Source organism: Aequorivita sp. 609, assembly GCF_014212065.1.
GTDB classification, from domain to species: domain Bacteria; phylum Bacteroidota; class Bacteroidia; order Flavobacteriales; family Flavobacteriaceae; genus Aequorivita; species Aequorivita sinensis.
On record NZ_JACJVM010000005.1, the window covers coordinates 178,136 to 204,726 of the forward strand.

20 protein-coding genes are annotated in these 26,591 nt (G+C 32.5%); 8 read left to right on the forward strand and 12 right to left on the reverse strand.

The window, feature by feature from the left end; all coding sequences use genetic code 11:
• Positions 1–3 precede the first annotated feature (3 nt).
• On the forward strand, positions 4–204 hold the full coding sequence (locus H4O20_RS03275) for a hypothetical protein (protein ID WP_139854648.1): 201 nt from the start codon (positions 4–6) through the stop codon (positions 202–204).
• Positions 205–1,117: 913 nt separating this feature from the next.
• Here H4O20_RS03275 and H4O20_RS03280 read toward each other — a convergent pair.
• The 5 genes from H4O20_RS03280 to H4O20_RS03300 all read right to left on the reverse strand — a co-directional run bounded on the left by H4O20_RS03280 (position 1,118) and on the right by H4O20_RS03300 (position 13,222).
• Positions 1,118–5,491 carry a hypothetical protein gene (locus tag H4O20_RS03280; protein WP_185098269.1) on the reverse strand — a complete coding sequence of 1,458 codons (4,374 nt, stop codon included), beginning with the start codon at positions 5,489–5,491 and terminating at the stop codon, positions 1,118–1,120.
• A gap of 393 nt (positions 5,492–5,884) precedes the next feature.
• Positions 5,885–6,784 carry a M28 family peptidase gene (locus tag H4O20_RS03285; RefSeq protein WP_185098270.1) on the reverse strand — a complete coding sequence of 300 codons (900 nt, stop codon included), beginning with the start codon at positions 6,782–6,784 and terminating at the stop codon, positions 5,885–5,887.
• 17 nt (positions 6,785–6,801) lie between these two features.
• Positions 6,802–9,627, reverse strand: coding sequence for an RNA polymerase-associated protein RapA (gene rapA / locus H4O20_RS03290; protein WP_185098271.1), 2,826 nt, complete (start codon positions 9,625–9,627; stop codon positions 6,802–6,804).
• A 365-nt stretch (positions 9,628–9,992) separates the two neighbouring features.
• Complete coding sequence (locus tag H4O20_RS03295; RefSeq protein WP_185098289.1) at positions 9,993–12,485, reverse strand: ABC transporter permease; 2,493 nt, start codon at positions 12,483–12,485, stop codon at positions 9,993–9,995.
• Between the two features lie 47 nt (positions 12,486–12,532).
• Entirely contained in the window at positions 12,533–13,222 is a 690-nt protein-coding gene (locus tag H4O20_RS03300; protein ID WP_185098272.1) for an ABC transporter ATP-binding protein, read from the reverse strand.
• Positions 13,223–13,249: 27 nt separating this feature from the next.
• On the opposite strand from H4O20_RS03300, the gene H4O20_RS03305 reads away from it, so the two are divergent.
• A complete protein-coding gene (locus H4O20_RS03305) occupies positions 13,250–13,996 on the forward strand; it encodes an arylesterase (RefSeq protein ID WP_185098273.1) in 747 nt (248 codons plus the stop codon).
• Here the strand turns inward: H4O20_RS03305 and H4O20_RS03310 are convergent.
• Positions 13,986–14,798 (reverse strand): hypothetical protein, encoded by an 813-nt coding sequence (locus tag H4O20_RS03310; RefSeq protein ID WP_139854639.1) that lies wholly within the window; start codon positions 14,796–14,798, stop codon positions 13,986–13,988. The genes H4O20_RS03305 and H4O20_RS03310 overlap by 11 nt on opposite strands.
• 199 nt (positions 14,799–14,997) lie before the next feature.
• Here H4O20_RS03310 and H4O20_RS03315 point away from each other — a divergent pair, with 199 nt between their 5' ends.
• The 4 genes from H4O20_RS03315 to H4O20_RS03330 all read left to right on the forward strand — a co-directional run bounded on the left by H4O20_RS03315 (position 14,998) and on the right by H4O20_RS03330 (position 18,005).
• Positions 14,998–15,627, forward strand: coding sequence for a DEAD/DEAH box helicase (locus H4O20_RS03315; protein ID WP_306785637.1), 630 nt, complete (start codon positions 14,998–15,000; stop codon positions 15,625–15,627).
• 111 nt (positions 15,628–15,738) lie between these two features.
• Positions 15,739–16,380: a thiamine phosphate synthase gene (thiE, locus tag H4O20_RS03320; protein ID WP_139854638.1), complete on the forward strand. Its 642-nt coding sequence runs from the start codon at positions 15,739–15,741 to the stop codon at positions 16,378–16,380.
• Between the two features lie 48 nt (positions 16,381–16,428).
• The gene (locus H4O20_RS03325; protein ID WP_185098274.1) at positions 16,429–16,650 is read left to right on the forward strand and encodes a hypothetical protein; all 222 of its coding nucleotides are present in this window, start codon (positions 16,429–16,431) and stop codon (positions 16,648–16,650) included.
• A gap of 41 nt (positions 16,651–16,691) precedes the next feature.
• On the forward strand, positions 16,692–18,005 hold the full coding sequence (locus tag H4O20_RS03330; RefSeq protein ID WP_185098275.1) for a S28 family serine protease: 1,314 nt from the start codon (positions 16,692–16,694) through the stop codon (positions 18,003–18,005).
• Positions 18,006–18,087: 82 nt separating this feature from the next.
• On the opposite strand, the gene H4O20_RS03335 is transcribed toward H4O20_RS03330, so the two are convergent.
• Positions 18,088–19,872 carry an aminopeptidase P family protein gene (locus H4O20_RS03335; RefSeq protein ID WP_185098276.1) on the reverse strand — a complete coding sequence of 595 codons (1,785 nt, stop codon included), beginning with the start codon at positions 19,870–19,872 and terminating at the stop codon, positions 18,088–18,090.
• Positions 19,873–20,316: 444 nt separating this feature from the next.
• Between H4O20_RS03335 and H4O20_RS03340 the strand changes: the two genes are divergently transcribed.
• Positions 20,317–20,775, forward strand: coding sequence for a TspO/MBR family protein (locus H4O20_RS03340; RefSeq protein WP_139854634.1), 459 nt, complete (start codon positions 20,317–20,319; stop codon positions 20,773–20,775).
• Positions 20,776–20,948: 173 nt separating this feature from the next.
• On the opposite strand, the gene H4O20_RS03345 is transcribed toward H4O20_RS03340, so the two are convergent.
• The 4 genes from H4O20_RS03345 to H4O20_RS03360 all read right to left on the reverse strand — a co-directional run bounded on the left by H4O20_RS03345 (position 20,949) and on the right by H4O20_RS03360 (position 25,782).
• The gene (locus H4O20_RS03345) at positions 20,949–22,688 is read right to left on the reverse strand and encodes a thiamine pyrophosphate-dependent enzyme (protein WP_185098277.1); all 1,740 of its coding nucleotides are present in this window, start codon (positions 22,686–22,688) and stop codon (positions 20,949–20,951) included.
• Between the two features lie 137 nt (positions 22,689–22,825).
• Entirely contained in the window at positions 22,826–23,698 is an 873-nt protein-coding gene (locus H4O20_RS03350) for a hypothetical protein (protein WP_185098278.1), read from the reverse strand.
• A 150-nt stretch (positions 23,699–23,848) separates the two neighbouring features.
• On the reverse strand, positions 23,849–24,073 hold the full coding sequence (locus tag H4O20_RS03355) for a VF530 family DNA-binding protein (RefSeq protein ID WP_139854631.1): 225 nt from the start codon (positions 24,071–24,073) through the stop codon (positions 23,849–23,851).
• Between the two features lie 101 nt (positions 24,074–24,174).
• Positions 24,175–25,782, reverse strand: coding sequence for an SDR family NAD(P)-dependent oxidoreductase (locus tag H4O20_RS03360; protein ID WP_185098279.1), 1,608 nt, complete (start codon positions 25,780–25,782; stop codon positions 24,175–24,177).
• Positions 25,783–26,053: 271 nt separating this feature from the next.
• Between H4O20_RS03360 and H4O20_RS03365 the strand changes: the two genes are divergently transcribed.
• Positions 26,054–26,308, forward strand: a complete 255-nt coding sequence (locus H4O20_RS03365) for a YtxH domain-containing protein (protein ID WP_139854629.1) — start codon at positions 26,054–26,056, stop codon at positions 26,306–26,308.
• Positions 26,309–26,388: 80 nt separating this feature from the next.
• On the opposite strand, the gene H4O20_RS03370 is transcribed toward H4O20_RS03365, so the two are convergent.
• A partial coding sequence (locus H4O20_RS03370; protein ID WP_185098280.1) for a transposase occupies positions 26,389–26,591 on the reverse strand: 203 nt, incomplete at its 5' end.

Below are 26,591 nucleotides of genomic sequence, written 5' to 3' on the forward strand. Positions count from 1 at the left end.
GCTATGAGTGATAAAAAGAAGCATGCAGATTTCCAAGATGATTATAGAAAGTCGTCAAACTTTGGTAAAACCGACAAGGCTGATGAATTAAACATAAAAGGTGACGGAGAACTGAAGTTAGAGAAAGATGAAAAAATGAAAGCTAAGGCGGAAAGGAAGAAGATTGATAATACTTTGAATAAAATTATATCTGAAGAGGAATAGACCTGTTGCAAAATACGCCATTTTACATAATATAAATTATAGTACAAATATAATATATGAGTAAAACGGCGAATAGAACTTTTTCGGTTCTATTTTATATAGATTTAGATATAGCGCCTTTAGGTCTATATCGTTAGCATTTATGTAACAGCCGTTTTACGACCTAAGTTTCATTAATATTCGTAAGCTATAATGTAATACTATGTAAAATATCCCAGAAGCATTCGTTTGCATAATAATTAGAACTTGGGTAATTAAACTATTAAGCGGTTTGCTTCGCAGAGTTTTTAAAACATTATGTATCTATAATTAGCCGTAGCGCCTGTACTGAGCGCAGCCGAAGTATAAAATAGCCGCATGCCAATGCGCTCGATTGCTTTTTAAAAATTTAAATGCCTTTTATGGCATTTATTTTTAAACACAATTTCCAACCGCTTTGCCAGCGCCAAAAAAAAGCTGGCTTTTAGATGTTATTGAAATTTTAACGTATTTGAATAATTGTGCATTATATTTTTTTCTACGCAATTCTCATAAGCTTGCCATAAGAGCTTAAATTTTAAAAAAATAAAATTCTAAGCACTTATTCTATTCTCGATACTATTTGATCTTTTTTTAATCATAACTATTAATATTATATAAAATAGAAATTGAAACTGTAAAACTTCTAAAAGTTTTATTAATTCTTTTTTTCTTGATAAAAAAAGAAACAAAAAAATCAAGACTGCATAAACTTTTGGAAACAATTACGGCTCGTTCCGCTATATTTTAGGAAACATTGTAACTTCTTAAGATTGCTTTGAAGTTGTTGTATAATTAGAATTCTTAAAAAACAGTATTACTAGACCCCTAAAATATACACGCTCCACTCACCTATTGTTTAGCCAAAATTTTATGAGGTCGATTGGCATCATGATTATGTTTTTATTTTTAAGTTTGGATTACCATATAAATGCATTGCTAATCTTCCTTCAGGAACAAAAAATGCATTCGATATATCATCCTTATATATAGCTAATTCCGCATTTGCTAAATGAACAGCAGTAGAAAGTTTACAGCCTTTTTTAAATTCATTAAAAAATACTTCTAGCCAATATGATGGAATAGATATTTCTAATCTCCAGAATGGTGCTATAACTGCTTTGTAACCAAGTTTTAAAATATCATAACATAAAGAAATTACACTATTGGCAAAAATATCTTCGTTTGTTAAGCCTGAATTACAAATGAATAGAATAGCAATTTCTCCTTTTCCAAATAAAGCATCTACATTTAAAATTGCACTTTCAGAACTATGATTAGTATATATTGCCTTGAAATTATTAAATCCAATTTCTCCATGTGCAAGAAAAATATTTATATCTGTATCAATATATTTGCTAAGGTTTCTTGACTCAATTATTTTAGTACCATTACTATCTAAAATGGGTTTTAGTTTATTAAAACTAGAATTTATTGGAATATCGCCATCTTCAATTGGTATCCAAGCAGTTGAGGAGAAATCTTTTTGTAAATAAAATTCATTTCCATTTTTAATAAGCCATTCAGCTGATATAACATTAGTCAATGGGACTTTAGAACTTATGAAGTCTTTTTTATTAATTATTAAGTTAGATGGAAATTGGGTTAAATCAATACTACTTGAAAACAATATTTCATCATAATCGACTTCAATATCTAAATCACAAAAAGAAAGGGTTTCTAAACTTTTTTGATAAGCATCTTCTTGTTCACCAAGATCAAAATATTTTTTTGAATCAAAAAAGAAATCTTCTTTTTGCTTAATCCAAGCTCTCATTTTACTAAAATCCCAATTGGGAATCTCTTTAAAAGTTACTTCATTTTCACTCGTTATGATAATTGAGTAAAATACTTCACTATGATAGAAAACCCATACGAAAACCTGATTATCAAGAAGTTTTAAATTCTTAGAAATATACTCATAATAGTTTTCTAATCTTTGCTTAGTATCATCGTTAACTTCTATAGTTGCTCTTGCGATAGTATTTGATTCAAAATATTTTTCATCATAAGTCAAGGTGTTGTCATTAAGAACTATACCTGAAAGTAGAATACTTTCAATATCATTTTGTTTTATTGCTTCTGTGAGCAATAATTTAACAGGTAGTTCTAAATGTTTTATTTCATATTCAAAATCATTTGATGAATTTGTTTCAAAAACACCATTAAGTAAGTTTATTATATTTTTCTTATTGTCTAATAAATTTCCAAAGTGTCTTTGCTTAATTGATTTATAACTTTCGGTCTTTAATTCATTTTCAAGGTTTTGTATAAAACCTTCAATTGGCTTATCAAACTCTTTAACTCCAGCGTCTTTATATCTTTTTAAATTATATAAATAATTTAACCAAGGCAAAATACCTGTTTCTTCAAAAGAAATAATTTGAGTTAAATTATTTTTTAAATAATTTAATGACTCATCAATAGTATCAGGTTTATCATTTAAAGCTTGAAATCTTCCCAAATAGTAACTAAGCTTAAACTTTTGTTCGTCATATTTATTTAGTTTAATTTGATTTAATATCTCGTTCACTGAGTCCATCATATTAGGCAAATGAAACTCCCTAAAGAATTTTAATGCATTATATAATGATTCCGTAATAACTGAATATTTGAAATCAGTAAACCTTATAAGAGAAGTAAAATATAATGCTCCATATATTACTGCCTCAAAATTATTCTTTTGATAAGTAAAGCATTTAAATAAAATTCCCCACCCATAATGATGTTTTTTCTCTTCTTTAGAGATTACTAAAACTTCTTCACTAAAGTTTCTTGCTCGTTGAAATTTACCATTGAAGTTTAATGAATCTACCATATTATTGCATACTGCAAAGAATTCATTATCTAATCCATATTTTTCCTTAAAAGCCTTGATAATAGCTAATTGCATAAACATACTTTCAAAATCTCCATCCTCTAAACTTTTTGGACCAAGAACAGATAAAACACTCAATGCTGATGATATAAGTTTTTTTTCTTCAGTTTTGGTAAAAAGATTTTCGTCTATTTTAAAATCAAATAATCGAATTTCATTATGCCTTCCTTTAAATATTTTGTCTAATAATGGGAAAATTTCATCAAACTCAAAATCGACAAATTTGAATGATTTATCCTTCTTAACTTTTGTATAGGAGACGTTTGAAAACGCATTGGTTAAAGCATAAATCATATGACTAAAACCTTCGAGTTTTGCTTTTTTAATAATTCTATATAATTCGATTTTTGATTTTGATAATTCGTAATCTCCATAAGCTATGGACAAAAGAATATTACTTAATGAATATGAGATAGAGTTATCATAAAGCTCATTTTTTCTTTTATCATGATCGTAATAAAATTTGTTATTTAGAGCATTATCTAGGACTTTTAATCTGTTATATATATCATCACTATTCTCAATTTGGTCAATGGTATCTACAGTTATTTTTATATTAATGTCATCAGGTGTGACTTGTATCTCTTTCCATACCATTTTTTGAAAAATAGATACAACTGGTATTGGAGACGATAAGAAATTAATGAAATTATTATTAAATTCTTTTTCGTCTTTATAATATTCAATTTTAGATATTTCTTTTTCTATCTTTTTATCTTTTTTGAATGCTACTTGAACGTTTCTAAATTCCCCTGTAAAAAAATAATTTTTGAATAATTGAAAATCAAAAACTGATATATTATTAATATGGAGAGAACTAAGAGCATTATGATTTGATACAATTAGTGGAATTATTCCTTTGTCATTTAACTTAGAATCAAGAAATGTTACTTTATCAGCTACATCATAAGTCCTATTACCAATTATTTTTACTACATCATCGATTTCCTTTGGTTCTATTGGATGGTTGTAGCATATCGGTTCTATTAGAATATAATAATCATTTAATTCATAAAGCAAATTATTAGATAGGTCAATTGAATCACTTATAATTTTGTTTAAATCAATTTGGCTAAAAGAATATTTAATTCTTTCTGTAGATAACTCTTTCTCTATAAATGTTTTAAGTAAATTTTCGCTATCATTAGTTGAATAACCAGCATCATAAATCAATTCTTCTACTAATAACGAATAATTTGGAGCATTTAATGTAACTAAACAAAAATATAAGTTATTATCAATTTCATAAAAGGGTTTTCTCCATAAATAAGGTTTTTTTGCAGAAGAAGAAATTGCAGAAACTATTCTTTCTAAAGTTTTTCTTTCATAATCCGTGCATTCAATCAAAAATTTAATTAATTCTTTTTTATTAATTCTAGAAGGAGTATCATAAATAGATAATAAACCATTTCCTGTTTTGCTTAATTTTTCAGATATTAAATTTATAAAGCCTACTATTAAAATTAGGACTTCATTTATATCCATTAAAGTTAGATTGTTAAAGTACTTTATTTTTTCTCTTTCAAAATGATAAAATCGTACAAATATATTTGCATCAGCAAATAATTTTATTCCAGTCTCTTTTACGACACCTTTAGTAATATTCAAAAAACCATTTTCAACAATTAAAGATTCAGCTCCAAGCTTTTCTTTATATACTTCTTTGTAAAAACCACTTAAATAATATGAAGTTTCACTTAGATTACTGTGTGTTCTAATATCTGCTGTTTGCGTTAGTAGTTTAATCCATTTAAGGTTAGTAGTAATTTTAAATTCATCAAAATTTGGATTTGATTCAATATCACCATTTTCAAAAATTAAAACTTCATATGACGATTTAATGTTTAATAAGATATTTGTATTATACCATATGTATGTAAAATATTTCCAAAGTTCTTCATCATCTAGATTAATAGATGGAGAAAATAAAGTTTTAGAAAACTTCCATTCATTTACTAAAGAAATTAAGAAACTGAGAATATCTCCTCCTATCTCTATAATTTGTTGAACATTTATTTCACTTCCATTTTCTTGTTTGAATTTTGAAAATTCAATATTCCCAATACTAGAATCGTCATTTTCGTCAATATATTGAGATAAAACTTTAGGTTTAATTTCTATAAAATGCTTATTAATAGCTCTATGCAAGAAGTCTATTGTTTCAATTTTTGTTAGATTTAATCGAGTAAAAGCATCAATAATATTCTTTTTAACTTGAACATTATATTGATTACATATTGCTATAAATTTTAAAATTTCCTCCTCTTTATCTGTTACTTCTTCACCAAATTCTTCTGCTATTTTTTTTAAATTAAAGCTTTCTGAAAATGGGTTAGAATAATCATTCAGTAAAATGGACATAATTCTATCCGAAATAGGTAATTCTTGCATGTTTATAAAGTAAATTAAGCGACTAAATAGATAATCTTTTAAATACTTACAAGGTAAGTATTTTCAGTAATTATTTATTTAGGGAATACCGTAATTAAAAAAAATGAGAAGTAATAAATCCATTCCACACACATTCCACTTCTCTCCTATCGTCGTTTCGTAAAAAGAGTGTTCCATTAACATTGTAGAGAAACATTTGCTAAGAAAAAAATAAAGAAAATGATATATTAAACTTTCGCTTTTAACCAAAGCTCAAGTTACATAACGCAAACATTATAGTACAAATATAATATATGAGTAAAACGGCGATTAGAACTTTTTCGGTTCTATTTTACATAGATGCAGATATAGCGACTTTAGGTCTATATCGTCAGCATTTATATAACAGCCGTTTTACGACCTAAGTTTCATTAATATTCGTAAGCTATAATGTAATACTATGTAAAAATCCCAGAAACATTCGTTAGCATAAGAAAAATTGGAACGTGTTACCACATTTGTCATAATCTCAAAATCTAACGTTTCAATAGTATCTGTTGCTGTGTGATAATTTGGATTGCCTTCTCCTCCAGTTCCTATCACCATTACAGCTGGAATATTAAATTGCCAATAATTGCGATGGTCTGAAGGACCGTTATTTGGATAGTGCTCTGCAAAAGAAATACGTCGGGAATCCATTGTACCATTCGCTTTTAACAATTGAGAGATTTTTCTATTAAATAAATCAAATCTTTTTATACCAGAAACTATCAATTGATTTTTGTGAAATGAATTGTTTTCATCCTTAATTTTATTTTCACGATAATATCCAATCATTTCAAGCGCAATCATCCCGATATAATTCTTATTAGTTTTTGCTATTGAATTTGCGTGAATATAGCTTCCCATTTTATCCGTTTTAAAAAAAGGAGGTTCCTCCAAGCAGAAAAATACAAAATCAATTCCGTAATCTAAGGTTAAACTACTTTCAGCTAGCATACGTGATATTTCTAACAAGCCAGCTACACTACTTGCATTATCGTCTGCACCAGCAATTTCTTTATAAACGTCATAATGAGCGCCAATAATAAATCTTTTTGATTTTTGAGATTGGTAGGTTGCGATAACGTTTTCATATATATTTCCTTTAGCTTCCCACTTTTGCCTAGCTGTAGGTAAACCCATTTCCTTAAGTCGCTTCTCTATATAGGTGGCTGTTTTTTGAAGGCTTTCAATATTTTTATAGTTTCTATATGGGAATATAGAGGTTAAGAAATCTACGTGATTGTACAGGTTTTCTGTTTTTGCTTCCATTTTTCCTTTAAACTACACTATTCTTTTATTATAAGCTGAACCGCATCCATCCTAACTCTTGCATTTTTAATAAGAATTGACAGTTCTTCCTGCTCATCAAGAGCTCTTTGAATTTCATCTTGTCTGATGTTGTTATTTATTTTCTTTAATGCTCTTAATCGTTCTATTTCGTGGTTAAGAGTAAGGTTCATTTTTTGAAGCCCTTTTTCTTTCTTTTTTAAACTTTGTGTTTCAGCTATTTTTGTGGCAGCCGCCATCATTTTGGGTAAGATTGTTTCTACCAAAGCTTCATTATCTAGCAAAGGTTCTATCTGGCCTGCAGTCAAATTCTTGTCGACAAAATCAGTAAGATAATTATCGGTTACTTCATTTCCATTAATGTCTACCACAATACGTATTGGGGTATTGGGAAGAAAACGATCTACAAATACGCCTTGTTTGCTTGATGTTTCTAAAACATAGAGCAACTCCAATAATAGTCCACGACTATTAGAATTTCGAAGGATACCAAAACTAGCACTTCCTATTCCGGAAGTTACCACCATATCGATAAACTCTGTTGTAATAGGATGGTCCCAACTTAGAAAACTCAGGTCTTCCCTACTCAAAGCATGATTTCTATCGAAAGTAACTCCAATACCTTCACGCGGAATTGACGAAAAAGCCTCGGTAGTTACAGAAGCGGGATGTATAAAATAGGTTCGATAAGCTAAATCTTCCATTTCCATTTTGAAATACCTGAAGACCTTGGTTAAGTATGTTTCAAGAGTTTTGTCACGGTCTTCTTGCTTAATTTGCTTTATTATTTCACCAGAAATCTTTGGTCTAAATGAATTCATTTCAAGCAACTTATCGCGTCCCTTTGAAAGTTTTTCTTGAAGTTTCTTTTGAAAGATCGCTGTATCATTTATTAAGGCTTCCAGTTCTGGGTCTGCCTCCTTGATGGTATGGGAGTTACAAATATTACGCAGTCGATCTCCAAATAGTTTAAAAATTTTATGACTAATCTCTATATTTTTTTCAAATGCATTCAAGCCTTCGTGAAACCATCTTACAAGTTTATGTTGTGGACTATTAACAAGATATGGAATATAAATATTGATGTCCTTAGTTTGACCGATTCTATCTAATCTCCCTATTCTTTGCTCCAACAATTCTGGATGTAGCGGAAGGTCAAAAAGTATAAGATGATTAGCAAATTGAAAGTTCCGCCCCTCACTCCCTATTTCTGAACAAAGAAGAATTTGTGCTCCATCTGTTTCGGTAAACCAAGCTGCATTTTTGTCTCGTTGTACAATAGTGAGGTCTTCATGAAAAACAGCTACATTTAAATTGGCGCGTTTTGTTAATGCTTCCTCCAAAGCCAATACTTTTTCCTTGCTTTTGCAAATTAATAAGGTTTTATCGGGAGAAATTTCCTTTAAAACATTCAAAAGCCAAAGCACCCGTGGGTCGTTCTTAAACCGAAACTCTTGTTTCTCTATTTGATGTTCTGTAGTTATATCGTAAACAAATTCTTTTGTAAGCCGTTCAACCCAATTTGATTGGTCTTCCTTTACTTCAAGAGGAATTAAATGTGCCTTCCGTTTAGGAAAATCACTCATAGCAGATCGGGTATTACGGAATAACACCCGCCCAGGACCGTGTTGATCTAGTAAATCCTCAATTAAATTATCCTTCGCTAATTCATCACGCTTTAGCACAGACTGTATACGTTCCTTGGAAAAAAGAGACTCTAAAAGCATTGTTTCCTTAGAGTTTAAGGCTTTATTCAAATCAAGTTTTTCAACTATAGTGGCAATGTTTTTATGGTCATTTGATGCATTTATAAAATCCTCATAATTGTTATATCTAATTGGGTCGAGCAATCGAAGACGTGCAAAATGGCTTTCAATTCCTAATTGTTCCGGGGTTGCGGTAAGAAGCAACAATCCTTTCGCCACCTTACTCAGCAGCTCCACCACAGCGTATTCTGGGCTTACCTTGTCTAAAGACCACTCCAAATGGTGAGCTTCATCCACAACAAGCATATCCCAACTTGCAGTTAGGGCTTGGCGAGTTCTTTTTTCTGAAGTTGCTAAAAACTCTGTACTGCAGATTATTAACTGATTGGCAAGAAATGGATTACCCTCTGGTGCACCTTCGTCAAGAGCTTCACAACGCGCTTCATCAAAGATATTAAACCACATGTTAAATTTGCGCAATACTTCAACAAACCATTGATGTATTAAAGATTCAGGAACGAGAATAAGTACTCTTGAAATTCGACCACTAATCAATAATCGGTGAATTATAAGACAGGCTTCAATTGTTTTTCCAAGTCCCACTTGATCAGAAAGTAAGACACGCGGGGCATAGCGAGAACTCACTTCTTGCGCAATATAAAGTTGATGTGGAATTAAATCTATTCTTCCGCCTACAAACCCATAAACAGGAGAAATTCTTCTATTATAATCGTGTTCTAAGGTTTCTCTTCGTAATGCAAAGGCGCGGGGTGAATCAACATCTCCCATAAAAAGCCTATCATCCACTCCATAATTTGCGGTAACATCACCTAGCTCGGCTTCAGAAATCTTAATGTCTTTACCGTAATATATATAAAGTCCATTTTCCATTTCAACTCTTTCAATAAGCATAGATTGCTTATTTGAATTAACAATGGTATCTCCGGGTTTAAAAACTACACGGCGCAAAGGAGCACTTTCTATGGCATAAACTCTATATTCATTGGAAAGCGGGAAATATATTTTTACTAGTCGGTTACTGGTTTCCGTTAAAATACCTACCCCTAATTCAGGCTCACCTTTACTAGTATATCTTTGATTTGGATAAAAAACATCCATATTTTTTATTGTTGTAAAATGTTTATTTATTGTGTGATTTGCATATATACTGCAAAACATACTAACTTAATTAGTCGTATTCATCGAGTATGTAAGACATTTAATTGGACATCTAGGCTTACAAGCTTTATTTAAGTTAGTTAATTAGGTATTTTATTTATCCTTTTCGTCTCAGCTGTGATTTTTTACCGCAAAGTCGCTAAGGACGCAGAGCTTAAAAACTCTCGAAATATTGTAAAGAACAATTCATAAAACCAAAAGAAGCGCATCATACCTGACAGGTTTAAAAAACATATTAGGTCTATAGTTCTGCTTAAATTATCAAACCGCAACCATCTCTCTATCCTTTAAAAAATAACTACTATTTACCCACTCTTCCTCAAAACCTCCAATGGCGAACTTCTTAAAACCTCTCGAATGTTGCTTAAGCCAATTCCTAAGACTAAAAGAGAGATTCCAGGTAAGAAAATCAAGAATGGGATTAGCGAAGGAGTGAATGGTTCTTGAAATACAAACACTGCTAATAATAAACTACTTATCAAAGCCAAAAGTATTCCTAAAAGACTACCTAAAATACCTAGAAATAAATATTCTAGAGCAGTAATGGTTAAAATCTGTTTGCTTTTTGCTCCTAAGGTTCTCAATAAAACACTTTCTTTTATTCGTTGATATTTACTAGTACGGACGGAACCTATCAGAACAATAATCCCCGTAAGAATACTAAAAAATGCCATGAAATTTATTATCCAAGACACCTTGTTAAGAATATCTTCTACTACAGTAAACATCTGTCGTAAATCTATGACGGATACATTTGGAAACTTACTTACTAAGTCTCGTTGCAATTTAGCAGAACTGGCTTCAGTTGGTGCGTTGGTAGATAATACATAAAACTGGGGGGCGTCTTCTAGGACACCACTCGGAAAAAGGATAGTGAAATTAGGTTGCAGATTTGTCCAATCCACCTTACGTATGCTTTTTACGACAGTTGGCATCAATACACCTTGAACATTAAAAACAATTGAATCTCCAATAGTTACATTAGCATCTTCAGCAAGATTTTCGGAAATTGAAATTTGAACAATCTCCCTTGGCTTTTGTAAAGGCACCCACTCCCCTTTTACTATTTCTTCAGAATCAATTAAATTATTTCGGTAGGTGGTTCTGAATTCGTGATTTAAAACCCAACCTCTTATTTGAGCTGTACTATCGGTGCGAAGGTTGTTTACCAATTCATTTTTTATGCTGTGCATTCGCATAGTAACCAGCGGAATATTATTTAATACCTGTAGACCATTTGCTTTAAAAGTATTTACCACTTCCCCTACTTGGTCTGGTTGTACATCGAGGGTTATTAGATTTGCACTTTCTGATGTTTGACCAATTTCAGCCTTATCTAGAAGAATATCTTTTGTAAAATATAATGTACTAATTAAAAAAGTTCCTAACCCAATAGCTACTAACAGCACTACAGTTTGATTATTGGGACGGAATAAATTCAGTAAGCTTTGTCTAGTAGTAAAGCCTGCGCTTTTAGGGAAAAAGGTTCTTACCAATTTCATTGCTCCTATTGCTATCCCTGAAAGGATTCCAAAAGTTACCATGATTCCGCCGATAAAGGCCAATGCAAACATCCAGTCGCGAAGCAACCAATAAGAAAAAGAATATAAGAATAAAACAATCACCGCAATGGCCACAATACTTGCCTTTCTAGATTGTTTTGAAGTATCTCCATTAACTCGTAATACTTCTAATGGTGAAACATACCAAGTACGCAATAGCGGTAGTAAAGCGAATAAAACTGACATTATAACCCCTAAAAGAACACCTATAATGAGCGGTTGTAGACTAATACTTATAGTTAATTCGAAAGGCAAAAACTCTTTTAAAACAATAGGGAAAAGCTCTTGAAGCCCTACTCCTATTGCTGTACCAATAATTCCTCCTAATAATCCTATTCCTGCAATCTGAATCAGGAAAATTAAAAAGCTCTGTTTTCTGGAGGCTCCCAAACATTTTAAAACGGCAATTGCTTTTATTTTTTCTTTAATGTAGATGTTAACTGAACTAGCAATCCCTACACAACCTAACAAGAGCGCAATAAATGCAGTAAGGTTTAAAAACGAACCTACATTATCATAACGCCTCCCTAATCTACTGCTAGTACTAATATGAGTGTCTAAGTCGGCATTTTCTTCTTCTAGTATTGGTTGCAATTGCTCTTCCAATAAAACTAAATCGGTGTCGGGCTGATTATAGAAGAATTCATAACGTTTACGGCTTCCAAATTGCAACAATTTAGTTGCTTCTATAAATCGATATGGAATAATTACCAATGGCGCTACAGAACTTGAGACTGCTGTATTACCCGGAATTGCATTTAAAGCACCAGCTATAGGTAAGGTTATTTCTCCTATTTTAATAGAGTCGCCAGCTTGAAGATTGTACTGCAACATTAAGGTAGCATCTACTAATGCACCACCTGAAGTTTTATATGAAGTGGAAGCTGTAACCGGTTCAGTTTCAAGTTTTCCGTAAAAAGGAAAATCACCCTGCAAGCCACGCACACGAACTAATTTAGTACCATCGTTCTTAGGAAATGCGACCATGGATACAAAACTTACTTCCGAAGCGTCTGGTTGAAGAGAATCTATAATTTCCTGTGCCCGCTCAGATGGAACTTCATTTATATCAATACGAAAATCGGCCCCCATCAACGATTTCGATTGTCTTTGAATATTATCGGTAAGGTTTTGACTAAACAACTGTATTGAAACCACTGCGGCAATTCCTAAAATAATGGAAGCCATAAATAATAGCAACCGCGCCCTACTTGCTTTAGCATCACGCCAAGCCATTTTAAACAGCCAAGCAGGATTACTATTTGACTTTAAAGTTGACTTTTTCAAATTACCGCTGTTTTTTCATTGGTTAAAATTTGTCCGCCTTTCAGTTTCAAAATTTGTTGAGTTCTCGCGGCTAAGTCTAAATCGTGCGTAATTATAACAAGCGTAGTCCCTACTTCTTCATTGAGGTTAAGAAGTAACTGAATTACTTTTTCACCAGTTTCTTCATCTAAATTTCCTGTAGGTTCATCGGCAAATAAAATAGAAGGATTGTTGGAAAATGCTCTTGCTACTGCTACTCGTTGCTGCTCGCCACCTGATAGTTGTGAGGGATAATGATTGACACGTTTTCCCAAACCTACTTTTTCTAATAATTCTTTCGCTTTACTTGCGGCATTTTTGGAGCCTTGTAGTTCTATAGGTACACTTACGTTTTCAAGCGCAGTTAAGGTTGGTAATAATTGAAAATCTTGAAAAATAAAGCCTACTTGTTCGTTTCGCAATTGCGCTCTTTCATCTTCATTTAGAGCACTTAAATCGTAACCACATAATTCCACTGTTCCTGAGTTAGGTGTGTCCAAACCGGCTGCTAATCCCAGTAAGGTGGTTTTTCCACTTCCAGAAGGCCCAACAATTGAAAATGTTTGCCCTTTTTCAACTTCAAAGGAAACTTTTTGAAGTACAGTTAATTGTTTTGAGCCACTTGTATAAGTCTTTTCTAGCCCGTTAATCTTTAATATCTTTGTCATTTCAATTTTATAATTATCTGCAACAATATGCCGAAGTCCAAAATTACACAAAGCCTTTTAAATACAAGCCTTTACAAGTCTCGAAACCTCTTAAAGTTTTGTTATATCCTTCTGGCATTTGTAATGATTTCCTGTGGGAATGATAAAAAAACTGAGGTCACAACAGATCCAACCGAAAACAATACTACTGAAACTGAAACTACAGAAAAAACATCTAGCAAAACCATTATGTTTTTTGGCGATAGTATTACCGCTGGGTACGGTTTAGATGATACAAATGACGCATTCCCAGGAATTATTCAGAAGAAATTAGATTCGTTAGATCTAAATTATCAAGTTGTGAATTCTGGTGTAAGCGGAGAAACTTCTGCCGGCGGTAAGAGTAGAATCGATTGGATTTTAAATCAAGATATTGATGTTTTTGTATTAGAACTCGGAGCCAACGATGGACTGCGTGGTCTTCCAATAACAGAAACTAAAGCTAATTTACAAGCAATTATAGATGCAGTAAGAGCAAAGAATCCTGAAATAAAAATCGTTTTGGCAGGAATGCAAATGCCACCCAATATGGGAGCGGAATACACCACCCAATTTAAAGCCATATTTTCTGATTTGGCTTCAGAGAATAACATTGCTTTCATTCCTTTTATTTTAGAAAATGTAGGTGGTGTAAAACACCTAAATCAAGCCGATGGAATCCACCCTACAGCTGAAGGACATAAGATTTTGGCTGAAAATGTTTGGGAGGTATTATTACCTGTAATTAAGATTTAGGATTCTGAATATAACAATCTCTATTGGTAAAAGACCATGTTTTATTATCAATGGCAGTTATGGTATAGGAATTCATTAATAATATAGGTTGAGTTTCACCTGAATTATTTTCAAGTTCAGAAATTTTGTAATCTAAATTGTTATTGTCTGGAAACTTATTTATAAAAAATTTTCTATTTGTTGAAACTGTACCTAATTCATAAACAAATGAATTGGTTTCAGTTGCCTTCACAAGTATTTCAATTGTTTTGTTATGTTTTATTGAATTATTAAAATTAACTGGACCGTCAAAGGCAATTACAAAGGGTTTGTTTAAAACAGAGTTTGCTGTTGGAAGTTGAATTGTTAATCGTGTATTAACATTGTTGTAAATATTTGACGTAGTAGTTCTAATCAAAACTATCCCTCCTTCTGGTAGTGAACTCAAGGCTGTGGCCATTTGAAAACTAGTAACATTTACCTCATTTCCATTACTTCCATCCGGTAATGTGATATTTATCGTTGCAATACTATTTGGAACACCGCAATTTGTTGTATAACCTTCTGTTTTACCTAAAGTGACCCATTTAGCACTCCCCGTCGGTCCACCACTCATCAATACTTGCCCTGTTTTACCTTTACTCCCTACAGCTGTACTTCTTCCACCTAATCTAATTCCTCCATCTATTTGAATACTTCCTCCGTCCACAGATGATTTTGAAATATGCAAGTCACTCTTTGGAGTAACTGTACCAATTCCTACTTGGGAAAAAGTAGTTGTTGTAAAAATTAGCATCACTATAAGCGTGGGGTAGAACTTCATATAATTATATTTTTGGCAAAAATACATTTTTAATTTTTAATATTTTTTTATCTTAATTCTCAAAAAATCAACTAAATAATCAGACTGCAATGGAAGTATTAAAAACAATAGTCATAAAAATTAAGTTATCCCATCTGATTCAATATAACTCGGCATTAGGTAGTATATTTGTTGCATTGTAAAATCTCAACTATTTATCATGTCTTTATTTCCTATGCCCTTTAAAAAACTAAACCCTGAAATAAAAGAGAAGTTAGAAAAGTTTGAAATAATTACTCCTACTCCATTTCAGACAAAAAGCATTCCCGTTATTAAAAGTGGTGCTAATGTTTATTGCTCGGCTCCTAAAGGAAGTGGAAAAACAACAACACTTATTCTAACAACTTTACAGAAATTAAAATTTGAACCCGTGGGAGATGCTCCTAGAGCAATAGTTTTGGTAGAAAACAAAGAAAAAGCATTGGAAATGTTCGAAGCTTTTGAAGCATATACACAACACAAAGAAATAAGAGTTTATGTTGGATACGAAGAGCTTCATATTGATATTCAAAAATCTGAAATCTTTATGGGTGTAGATATTTTAATTTCTACGCCTAAAACATTAAATAAATTGTTTTTAACCAATGGAGTTAGTTCTTCTCAGTTAAAGATATTAAGTATTGATGATGCTGAATTTCTTGCTCAAAAAGCTGATTATACCGCAATCATGGCCGTTACTCAAACTATCAAAAGGTGTCAATATGTATTGTATACAGAGAAAATACACCCAATGTTAAAACGCTTTGAAGCACACTTTATGGAGTTTGCTAAAAAGATTGAGATTTCTTGAAAATAAATGGTCGCGAGAAGAGAGTAGAGAAAAAAGAACAGAGAAAAAAGAACAGAGATCTTCAAAAAGAGACAAGGCAATCTTGATTCATAAAATATTGACAAAAACGCTATGATACCTAAATTACATTATATATCTCAAGGGAATTCTCCTAAAGAGCATTTGGAAAATATCCAGAAGGCCTGTACTTCTGGGGCAGAATTGGTACAGTTGCGTTTAAAGAATATTTCTGATAAAAAGTTATTAAAACTAGCCCAAGAGGCAAGAGATATTACAGCTCACTTTCAGACCAGATTAATAATAAACGACAATTATAAAATCGCTAGAGAGATTAAAGCAGACGGAGTACATCTAGGAAAATCTGACACCTGCCCTACTATTGCTAGAAAACATTTATATACTTGGCAGTTTATCGGTGGTACTGCAAACAATTTACAAGATTGCGAAGCCTTAATTGAAAAAGAAGCAGATTATATTAGTCTAGGACCTTTTAGATTTACAGAAACAAAGGAAAATCTACCCCTAGTTTTAGGATTAGATGGATATTCTGCAATTATTGATGTTTTAAATACAGAAACGCCTATAATTGGTGTGGGAGGAATTACCTTAGAAGATGTAACCGCAATCCTAGAAACTGGAATTTCAGGACTAGCAGTATCTGGAGAAATTACTCGTAATTTTAATACAATTAGAATATTTAACGAAATGCTCAATGCTTCTTCAGCGGCAGAACAACGATATACTTTTGAATAAAGGTAAAGCTGAATAATATTTTATCGACATTTAATACTTTGAAAACTCATGAAATTAAACTTAATATCTTGCGATGCGCAACGCCCCGATAGAAGAGCGATAGCTCAATGTATTTCAGAAATATCAAAGCACAATGAGTCCTTGGCTAGGGAACTTACAAATATATTATTAGAAGGTGACCCAGTAGAAATTGATGTTGACGATAAAAACTCAGGTTCTGCATTACGAGCCTTACGAAAACTTAGTGTTAATTACGAAATTATTGAATAACACTAACTTGACGATATTAAAACTTTAAAATTGAATTTATTATGAAATCAATTCGCTATCATTATTTTTTAATTTTTGTTCTTCTATTTGTAAGTTGTAAAACCTCGACAAGCGTTGAACCTACTTTAAGAGAGGTCTCAAACTTTGAGAAATTAGCTTCTATAGAAAATGTTGTAAGTATTGAAAAAAGAGCTGTGGTAAGTCATTTTGACGAAAATTATGAGCTTTGGTTTGAACAACCAATAGACCATAACGACTTAACTAAAGGCACCTTTAAACAGCGTGTATTTTTAGGATTTGAAAATACAATGCAACCTGTAATTGTTGAACTTAATGGCTACGGAATTGGTTCAGAAAAAGCAGGGGAATTAGCAACTCATTACAATGCCAATCAAATATCCATAGAACATCGTTATTTTAATAATTCTCGACCTGAAGACATAGATTGGAATACGCTAACAATTGAAAACGCCGCTAAAGATCAAGCTGCTATCATCAATGCTATTAGAAATGCCTTATATCCAAATGCAAAATTTATTTCAACAGGAATTTCAAAAGGATGTCAAACTGTAATGGCACATAGATATTATTTTCCAAAAAATGTTGACGGCTGTGTTTGTTACGTTGGTCCTTTAAATTTTGATAGAGAAGACGAAAGGATATTTGAATTCTTAAGGAATGTAGGAAAAGAAGAAGACAGGACAAAAATCAAAAACTTTCAAGAACTTAGTTTTAAGAATAAAGAAGCATTATTAGAAATATTAAAGACTAAAGCTACTGAAGAAGGAATGTCTTGGGAGTTTGGTGTAGAGAAAGCTCTTGAATATTCAATTTTAGAATACCCTTTTGCGCACTGGCAATGGGGAACAAAAACTCATGATATTCCAACAGAAACAGCATCAGTTGAGGCTATATACGATCATTTATTTGATATTGTAGGCTACGGATTTTTTGAGGAAAGTTCAGTTGAAAACTTACAACCCTATTTTTGGGCTGCGTTAACACAACAAGGAATTTATGCCTATGAAACCAGCCCATTCGCAAAATACTTAAAAACCGATAAACTATACACTTTTGATTGGGCTTTCCCTGAAAACATCTCAAAACCTTTCGATCCTAAGCCAATGCAAAACATAAAAGCTTTCTTAGACACTAAGGCCGAAAAGATGCTATTCATTTACGGCGAATACGACGCTTGGAGTGCTACAGCTATAGAGTTGTCGGAGAATGCTGAGAAACGAGAGTTATTTAAGTTTGTAAACCCTCAAGGCGATCATAGAACTCGTATTAAGAGTTTTGATGTTTCAGAACAACAACAAATTTATAAAATTATAGATAGTTGGCTTAAGGAATAGATATTAAGCCCAGTTGCTTGAAATTGAAATCGATATTGAAATCGATAGGGCTTTTGTATTTTTTTGGTTAGATTTTGATGGATTATAATTCTTCACACATACGTTTTAACCACTCTTTTTCATTAGTATTCAGCATAGGAGATAGTTGTTCAAACACCATTTTATGATAAGAGTTATACCATTCAATCTCTGTAGTGGTTAGTAAAGTCTTATCAATTAGTTGTCTGTCTATCGGGCATAATGTAACTGGGGTAAATCCTATAAATTCTCCGTATTCTGTTTCTTGTTTAGCTATAGACAGTACTATATTTTCAATTCGAATCCCAAACACTCCTTTTTTATAACACCCAGGTTCAATTGTTGTAAGTTGATTTGGTAAATGTGCTGTTCTCCCGCTACTCGTTGCAGGATTTGTTGTAAAACCTTGTGGTGGTTCGTGTACCATCCCAAAACTACCAATTCCGTGACCTGTTCCATGTGGATAGTTTAAGCCTTGTTGCCAAAGATGGAATCTTGCAAATGCATCAATTTGCATCCCAACAGTTCCTTTAGGGAATTGTAATTGCTCAAGTGTAATATATCCCTTTAAAACTGATGTGTAGGCCGTTTTTAATTCTTCAGTTGGCGTCCCTCCTAACCAAACAGTTCTGGTAATATCAGTGGTTCCATCTTTGTATTGAGCGCCACTATCTACCAATAGAATATTTTCATTTTTCACCATGGCAGAGCCTTCTTTTGGTGCTGTATAATGTATGATTGCTCCGTTTCCTTTATAGCCTACAATTGCAGCAAAAGATTCACCTGTATATAAATCTTGTTGTTGCCTGAAACTTTCTAGTTTTTCTCCAATTTCATATTCAGAAATCTCTCGTGTTGCAAGTTCATTTTCCAACCAAATGAAAAACTTCGTAAGTGCAACCCCATCCTTTACCATACAGTTTTTGGAACCGCTTATCTCTATTTCGTTTTTAATAGCTTTCAATTCTCTTGCTATTGAGTTTTGAAATAAAAACTTACTCTGTATAGCGTTAAAAACTGCATAATTAAGAGACGATAAATCTGTAATGATTTTCTTATTTGAATCTAATTTCTGAAATTCAGAAATAGCTAAATCATAGTCTAATACTTCTATATCCAATTTTGAAAATGCTTCAATAGCTGAAGGGGAAAACCTGTTTCTATCACAAAAAATAATTGTGTTATCCAATCCAACTAATGCGTAAGAAGTTACTAAAGGCGTAAAGTCGACATCTTTAGAGCGAATATTAAATAACCAAGCAATTTCATCTAAACTTGAAAACAAATAATAATCTGCTTTCGCTGTTTCAATTATGTTTTGAACTTTTTTAATTTTTGAAGCAGTAGTTTCTCCGCTGTATTCTAATGGATGAATGTCAACTGGAAAACTCGGCAAGGCGGGTCTATCCTTCCATATTTCATCTACTAGATTTGGAATGTTTTTAAGTTCAATATTTTTAGAACTCGATACTTCTTTTATATGATCGATTTGGGCTTTTGAAAATTGAAAAAAATCAACGCCAATAACAGCTTCTTCCTCTAAACTATCACACAACCACTGTACGTGTTCTGGAGCATGAGGTATCGATTGTTTATGTAAGTTTAAATTGTAGTCTTTACATTCATCTTCAAATTGAAGGAAGTAACGTGAGTCTGTCCAAAGTGCAGCCTCATTTTGATTTAAAACTAACACACCGGCTGAACCCGTAAATCCAGTAAAATATTCTCTTACTTTCCAATGTTTAGCAACATATTCTGATTGATGAGGATCTGTTGAAGGTATAATAACTGCATCTAATTGATACTTAGTTATTTGTTGACGCAGATTCTCTAGCCTTTTATTAATCATAAGAAGTAATTGAAAAAATTATTTTGTAATAAATTTAAAAGTTTAAAATTAATAATATCAAATGGATTCTACTGTTCTATTGAGGTAAAAAATATGCTTTAGAACACTATTAATTTGTTCAGGTTAAATATAGTTTGTCGGGTTAATTTTTTAACAATAAGTATAGTTGTACCGAGTTGGTATATGGCATTATCCTCTAGAAATATTTCGATATAACGACTAGACCATTATTATCTGTTGCGCAAAATTATCACCACTCTATAGAGATAAAGTAAATTAAAATTAAACTACTAAAACATTTTTACTAGAGTACTGAAACTTGTAACGCATTTAAACGCTATCTTCATCAAATTCTCATTTGAAAGAAACTTATCGAAATAAAAAATATTTAGTAACTAAACTATTATCTTAACCGCTAAGAACATAACATTAAAATAGTCAAGAATGATTTATAGACTTATAATATTCTTAATTTTAAATTTTGCAGCCCTCGGCCTTGGAAGTTTTTTAGCGGGTAAAGGCCCTAGATCTGAATGGTATGAAGGAATTAACAAAGCACCGTGGACGCCTCCAGGCTGGGTTTTTGGAGCTTCTTGGACCGTAATAATGATTTGTTTTAGTATCTATTTAGCATATTTATGGCCTTCAGTAGAAAATAGAAATTTATTGATTGGAGCCTTAATTGTACACTACGCTTTAAACATTGTTTGGAATCCAACTTTCTTTTACTACCATCAAATTTTAGCAGCTTTACTTGTTATTATAGCACTTACTGTAGTGGTTGGATTCTTTATGTTTTATTACTGGCCAGAAATGAGATCTTTATCACTATTATTAGCTCCTTACTTTATATGGTTACTAATTGCCTCATCCTTAAATGCATATACGCTAATTAAAAATTGAAGCTATAAAAACATTACTATAGACTGTTATTAGAGATCGTTTTAACATTTGATTTTAGGTCACATTAATCTTAAATAGAAAGTGTTCTAAAATCAATCCTTACAACATTTATTGATAGAATTGAATTAAGAACACAATCGTATAAAACAAGGGAATTTTAAATTTAATATTTTTTAAAATAACTCTTTTAAGTATTTCATATTAGATTTTGCCGTATCAATAGCATCAGCGGCTTGTCCGTTTAACATTAATTTCCCCATGGTGGTTGCAAAACCTTTCATCTGACTAAATTCCACTTTTGGAGGCATGGCCAACGCGTCTGGATCTGTAAATATATTAACGAGAGCTGGACCATTGTGTGCGAATGCTTCTAATAGTGCTCCCTTAACATTTTCACATTCTTCAACATTCCATGCTTTTATATCCATAGCTTCCGCAACTTTAGCAAAGTCTGGGTTTTTCATATCTGTTTGCCATTGTGGATATCCAGCTACTTGCATTTCTAATTTTACCATTCCTAGAGTGCGGTTGTTAAAAATTATAATTTTTACAGGAATCTCATATTGACTAATTGTCATTAAATCTCCCAACAGCATGCTTATACCTCCGTCCCCACATAATGCGATAATTTGGCGGTCGGGTCTAGACAGGCCCGCGCCAATAGCCATGGGCATTGCATTTGCCATAGAACCATGATTAAACGAACCTGTAAGGTATCTATTACGTTGTCCTTTAATATATCTAGCAGCCCAAACTGCAGACATTCCCGTATCTACAGTAAAAATTGCATCATCTGCTGCTATTTCATCAATTACGGCTGCAACAAACTCTGGATGAATATTCTTTTCTTTAGACTTCGCCTCTACATAAGAAGCGTATTTTTCTTCCTGCTCATCATGTAATTTTTGCATTTCTTTTAAAAACTCATCATCGGTATTTTCATCTAGCATAGGAAGCAATACCTCTAATGTATCCTTTATTTTACCAGCGAATCCATAATCAACTTTAGCACGTCTACCAATTCGTTCGGGTTTATCATCTATTTGAATGATTGTATTTTCTTCAGGCAAAAAATCGGTATATGGAAAATCCGTACCTAACAGGATTAACAAATCGGCTTCATGCATTGCTTTAAATCCAGATTTGCTTCCTAAGAGACCATTTAAACCGACAGCGTATGGATTTGAAACTTTATCAAAAAATATTTTTCCTCTAAAGCTGTATCCCATTGGTGCTTTAAGTTTTTCTGCTAGCTGCATAGCTTCTTCTTGAGCCTCTTTACAACCATATCCACAGAACAGCATTACGTTTTTATGTGAATTAATAACTTCCGCCAATTTTTCCATCTCTTCAATTCCTGGAATAATAATAGGATTGGTATAAAAATTCTTATTAGCAACAGTTATATGATCTAATTCTGCCTCAGAAACATCACCAGGTAAACCAACTACAGCCACTCCCCTATGTTGTACAGCATGTTGAATTGCAGCTTGAAAGGCATTTGCCGCTTGTTGTGGAGTATTAGCCATTACACAATATTTACTACAGTCGTCAAAAAGCTTGACAACATTGGTTTCTTGAAAATTTTCCAAACCTGTTCTGTCGGTATTAATAGTTGTGGCAATGGCAATAACCGGATTTCCAGAGCGATTGGCGTCATACAATCCATTTACTAAATGCACGTGTCCTGGTCCGCTACTTCCCATGCAACACCCAATACCGTCAAGCTCAGCATCCATTGAGGCTGCGTAAGCACCTGCTTCCTCATGACGAACATGTATCCACTCTATTCTTCCATCTCTTCTTATTGCATCATTAATGGGGTTTAAACTATCACCAGTAACTGCGTATAAACGTTTAACACCTGCATTAACTAAGTTCTCAACTAATAAATCTGCTACTTTTTTGGCCATAATTTTGCGTTTTTGTTAAAGATAAGGAATGTCATTTTTAAATTTTATTAATGCAAAGTTAATTGTCTGGAATGCATACTATGAAACTAGTTTAATTCCTTTCTTTTAAAAATTTAATAAAACTTAAAACGTGATTTTCAATCATCTTCACAGCTAGCGTGAAAAAATGGTTCACTTTCTATAGTGATGTCTTCCTTGGAGCTGTCGAAAACCTTAATTTTATAATAAGGTGCTAGTAATTCTGAACTAGGATTTTCAAAATATGGAAAAAACTCACTATACATTGTAAGTTCATTTGGAATTAAAGTTTTTTTGACGAAATAGTTTGTCATAGCCAAATCCTCTTCGTTTAAAGTATGTAAAGGTCTTTTCTCCATGCCTTTGGAGTCAGAACCTATAAATAACATTCCATTGTTAAATATAGCGTGAAAAGTACCTTTCTCTGTATAATCTGATGGGAGGTTTATTAAAATAAGGTCATTATAATCAGTGGGGATTATAAAGTGAAAAACGTGTGCAAAAAGATTGTTTTTAGAAAAGGAATTTGCATTTTTCATTAAAACTTGAGCAGCCTGAAGTTGGTGTATTTTCTTTTCTTGTTTAAAGATATAGGGATAATTAAAACAATTTGCTTCATTGTTAAATACGGGTTTCAGTTTATTTTTTGCATTTGAATCTAGCCCTACTACCACGGCATTACCTGCTTCAACTGAAAAATTTATTTGAGTCTGATTTTTTAAACTTTTCAATTTTCTGCCATACAGAGCAAATTGAGGTTCTGTACTTTTAACAAGCGTAACCTTCTCTCCATTAAATTCCCAAACTCCCTTTTGAAAACCACCGAAATATGCAATAACATAAGTGTGATCTGGAAGAAAAATAAAAGTTGCCCCACCTACAGGGTCGTTACTCCTTTCCTTGTAAACTCCTACCACATCATCATTAGAAATATTTTGTCCTGAAAGAGATAGCGAAAAAATAATACAAGTAATAAATATTAGATTCTTCATTGAATAAAGTAATAGGTTTCTGTCTTCTTAGAAATTATACCATCTATGATTTTGAATTACCTAGTAAAAATCTTTACATCGATATTACTTTTGAAGTCTTAGTTCAATCTAAAAAGCGAATTGAGAAGATATATAATTTACAGAAATAATTTATGAGTTCTTTTTTGTTTTTAAGTATAGATTCTCCACTTTTTCTCTAGCCCACGGAGTTCTACGTAGAAATTTTAAGCTAGATTTAATGGAAGGGTTACTATTAAAGGAGTTGATTTTAATTTTTTCACCTAAGGTCTCCCATCCATAAAATTCTACTAGATATTCTAAAATATCGGCTAGCTTAACTCCGTGTAAAGGATTATTTGGTTGTTCGTTACTCATAGTTTTAAAACTTTAAAATTTAATTGTATTGAAAACCTCTCGATTTAAAAAGGTTCCCGATAAACTCATGGGACACGCCGTTGATAAATAGAACTAATCCTTTACCAGTCTATTGGTCTATAATCCTTTAAAAATTTCCCACTCCAATGTTTTCCAGTGTTAATCCCGTCAAACAATGGATCCATAACTCTTGCTGCACCATCTACAATATCTAATGGAGGTTGAAAGTCGTGTAGTTCAATTTTTCGCTTTGCAAGCTCTACAGGGTCTTCATCTGTTACCCATCCCGTATCAACAGCGTTTATATAAATTCCTTCCTTAGCAAGACTTCCGGCTGCAGTATGGGTTAACATATTAAGCGCGGCTTTTGCCATATTTGTATGTGGATGTCGGTCTTCCTTAAAAAAGCGATGAAACTTTCCTTCCATAGCTGAAACGTTGATAATGTGTTTTTTACCAGTATTTTCTTTCTTCATAATTTCACCCAAACGATTACAAAGAACAAAAGGAGCTATGGAGTTTACTAATTGCACTTCAATCATTTCAGTAGTTTCAATTTCACCTAACCTTAATCGCCAGCTATTAGTCTTCCTTAAATCTACTTGTTGCAAATCTGCATCTAATTTTCCTTCAGGGAAAACTTCATTTGCGCTTAATGAATTATCAAAACTATATGGTATTTGTGAAAGTTTAGCCGAGGCTCTAATTCCAATTCCTGGTTCTGAACCGTGCCAAGTAACAGGTAAATTTTTATTCGGGTCTTTGCCAATATCGTCAGTAAGTGATTTTAACTCGGTTAAACAATGGTAGTGGTCTTGAAGTAAATCTTTTACAAATTGAGGGTGGTCTTCAAATGGCATTTCTTCCTTAGGCATCAAGTGCTTATAAAATCCAGCTGGCCTACGTACAGTTTGCGCTGCATTATTTATTAATATATCGAGTTTATCATATTTCTGCTCGATATAATTACAGAAAATTTCAACACTAGGAATATGGCGAAGATCTAACCCGTGAATTTTTAAACGGTCAGACCATTGGTGAAAATCTTCTTCTTGACCAAAACGATAAGCAGAGTCTGCGGGGAATCTAGTAGTTGCAACAACAGTGGCTCCTGCCCTAAGTAACATCAATGCAACATGATACCCGATTTTAAGTCTTGAGCCTGTTAAAACTGCTATTCGCCCTGTTAAATCGGCTGTTTGAAACCTTTTGGCATAATTAAAGTCCCCACAATCGGTACACATTGTATCATAGAAGTGGTGCATTTTTGTAAAAAGAGTTTTACATACGTAACAATTACGAGGCGTTTCAAGCTCTAAGGTTTCTTTTGAAGACAAATCAGAGGTTTGTATAAGTTTGGGCGCTACAAATACTACATTCTCTCTAGCACTTCGTATGCCTGTTTCTTTCCGTGCAGTTCTATCTTTATTTGCAAGTTTACGCTTCTGAGCTTTTTTGGCATCTTTCTTTCTACGTGAAAATTCATCTCGATTAGGTCTTGAAAGTTGCCCAGAAGCCTTTATTAAAGCAGTACGTTGTTCCTTTGGAATTTCAAAAATCTCTTCGGTATTGTTATTCAAATATTCGAGTATAGCAATACACTTGGCAATTTCATCAGGATTAATTGCTTTATTTTCTTTATCAGAAAATTCACTAGAAAAACTATTTTCTTCAACTGAGATATCATTCTCAGACTCCTTTCGAGACATATTTTTAATTTTTAACAAATATAGCTAGAGAAACAATGTAAAATGTAATTATGCTTATCTTAAATTTTTACGTTTCTCTTTTAAAGAATTCAACTGTATTTAATCCAAAAAAACCATAGTGTAAATCTTCAAAAACCTTTTTTATTTAAAAATTTGGGAATACTTTAAAAGTATTTTAAGCTAAGTATTAAATTTATATTAAAGTCAACAATATCACATTGTTATAGTGCGCCAATCTCGTATCTTCACATAAACAAAAAAATAAAAAGATATGAACAATAAAGGAAAAGGATTATTAGCAGTTTTAGGTGCAGCTGCCGGTGCATTTGCATTATGGAAGTATAACAAAATGACTCCAGAAGAAAAGCAAAGACTTAAAGACAAAGCTACTGATACAGGTAGAAGAATTAAAGAAAAAGCTGGCGAAGTTGAGGATACAATTTCTGAAAAGTACGATCAACTAAAAAATGCTGCACAACGTGAAACCAACCAGCTAAAAAATAAAGCTGAAGACTTAACTAGTTAATAATTAACTAGACTATAATTGAAAAATCCGACACTATCTCGAAAAGTGTGTAAGTTTAAAATAACAGGGGTTAGACTTTTTTAAAGTCTGACCCTTTTTTCATAGATCGTTAGGAACTGGTTTAGAATAATGCCCCAGTTCCTTATGGGCATTGTCCATTTCTTGGTTGCTTCACGCACTGACAAATATACTGATTTCATTACGGCATCGTCTGTTGGGAAAGAAAGTTTGTTCTTGGTATACTTTCTTATCTTCCCGTTCAGGTTCTCGATAAGGTTTGTTG

Excerpts from the sequence above, each read along its gene's own strand:
- H4O20_RS03275 (WP_139854648.1), top strand. The coding sequence starts at position 4 with ATGAGTGATAAAAAGAAGCATGCAGATTTCCAAGATGATTATAGAAAG.
- H4O20_RS03280 (WP_185098269.1), bottom strand. The coding sequence starts at position 5,491 with ATGCAAGAATTACCTATTTCGGATAGAATTATGTCCATTTTACTGAAT.
- H4O20_RS03285 (WP_185098270.1), bottom strand. The coding sequence starts at position 6,784 with ATGGAAGCAAAAACAGAAAACCTGTACAATCACGTAGATTTCTTAACC.
- rapA (WP_185098271.1), bottom strand. The coding sequence starts at position 9,627 with ATGGATGTTTTTTATCCAAATCAAAGATATACTAGTAAAGGTGAGCCT.
- H4O20_RS03295 (WP_185098289.1), bottom strand. The coding sequence starts at position 12,485 with ATGGCTTGGCGTGATGCTAAAGCAAGTAGGGCGCGGTTGCTATTATTT.
- H4O20_RS03300 (WP_185098272.1), bottom strand. The coding sequence starts at position 13,222 with ATGACAAAGATATTAAAGATTAACGGGCTAGAAAAGACTTATACAAGT.
- H4O20_RS03305 (WP_185098273.1), top strand. The coding sequence starts at position 13,250 with ATGCCGAAGTCCAAAATTACACAAAGCCTTTTAAATACAAGCCTTTAC.
- H4O20_RS03310 (WP_139854639.1), bottom strand. The coding sequence starts at position 14,798 with ATGAAGTTCTACCCCACGCTTATAGTGATGCTAATTTTTACAACAACT.
- H4O20_RS03315 (WP_306785637.1), top strand. The coding sequence starts at position 14,998 with ATGTCTTTATTTCCTATGCCCTTTAAAAAACTAAACCCTGAAATAAAA.
- thiE (WP_139854638.1), top strand. The coding sequence starts at position 15,739 with ATGATACCTAAATTACATTATATATCTCAAGGGAATTCTCCTAAAGAG.
- H4O20_RS03325 (WP_185098274.1), top strand. The coding sequence starts at position 16,429 with ATGAAATTAAACTTAATATCTTGCGATGCGCAACGCCCCGATAGAAGA.
- H4O20_RS03330 (WP_185098275.1), top strand. The coding sequence starts at position 16,692 with ATGAAATCAATTCGCTATCATTATTTTTTAATTTTTGTTCTTCTATTT.
- H4O20_RS03335 (WP_185098276.1), bottom strand. The coding sequence starts at position 19,872 with ATGATTAATAAAAGGCTAGAGAATCTGCGTCAACAAATAACTAAGTAT.
- H4O20_RS03340 (WP_139854634.1), top strand. The coding sequence starts at position 20,317 with ATGATTTATAGACTTATAATATTCTTAATTTTAAATTTTGCAGCCCTC.
- H4O20_RS03345 (WP_185098277.1), bottom strand. The coding sequence starts at position 22,688 with ATGGCCAAAAAAGTAGCAGATTTATTAGTTGAGAACTTAGTTAATGCA.
- H4O20_RS03350 (WP_185098278.1), bottom strand. The coding sequence starts at position 23,698 with ATGAAGAATCTAATATTTATTACTTGTATTATTTTTTCGCTATCTCTT.
- H4O20_RS03355 (WP_139854631.1), bottom strand. The coding sequence starts at position 24,073 with ATGAGTAACGAACAACCAAATAATCCTTTACACGGAGTTAAGCTAGCC.
- H4O20_RS03360 (WP_185098279.1), bottom strand. The coding sequence starts at position 25,782 with ATGTCTCGAAAGGAGTCTGAGAATGATATCTCAGTTGAAGAAAATAGT.
- H4O20_RS03365 (WP_139854629.1), top strand. The coding sequence starts at position 26,054 with ATGAACAATAAAGGAAAAGGATTATTAGCAGTTTTAGGTGCAGCTGCC.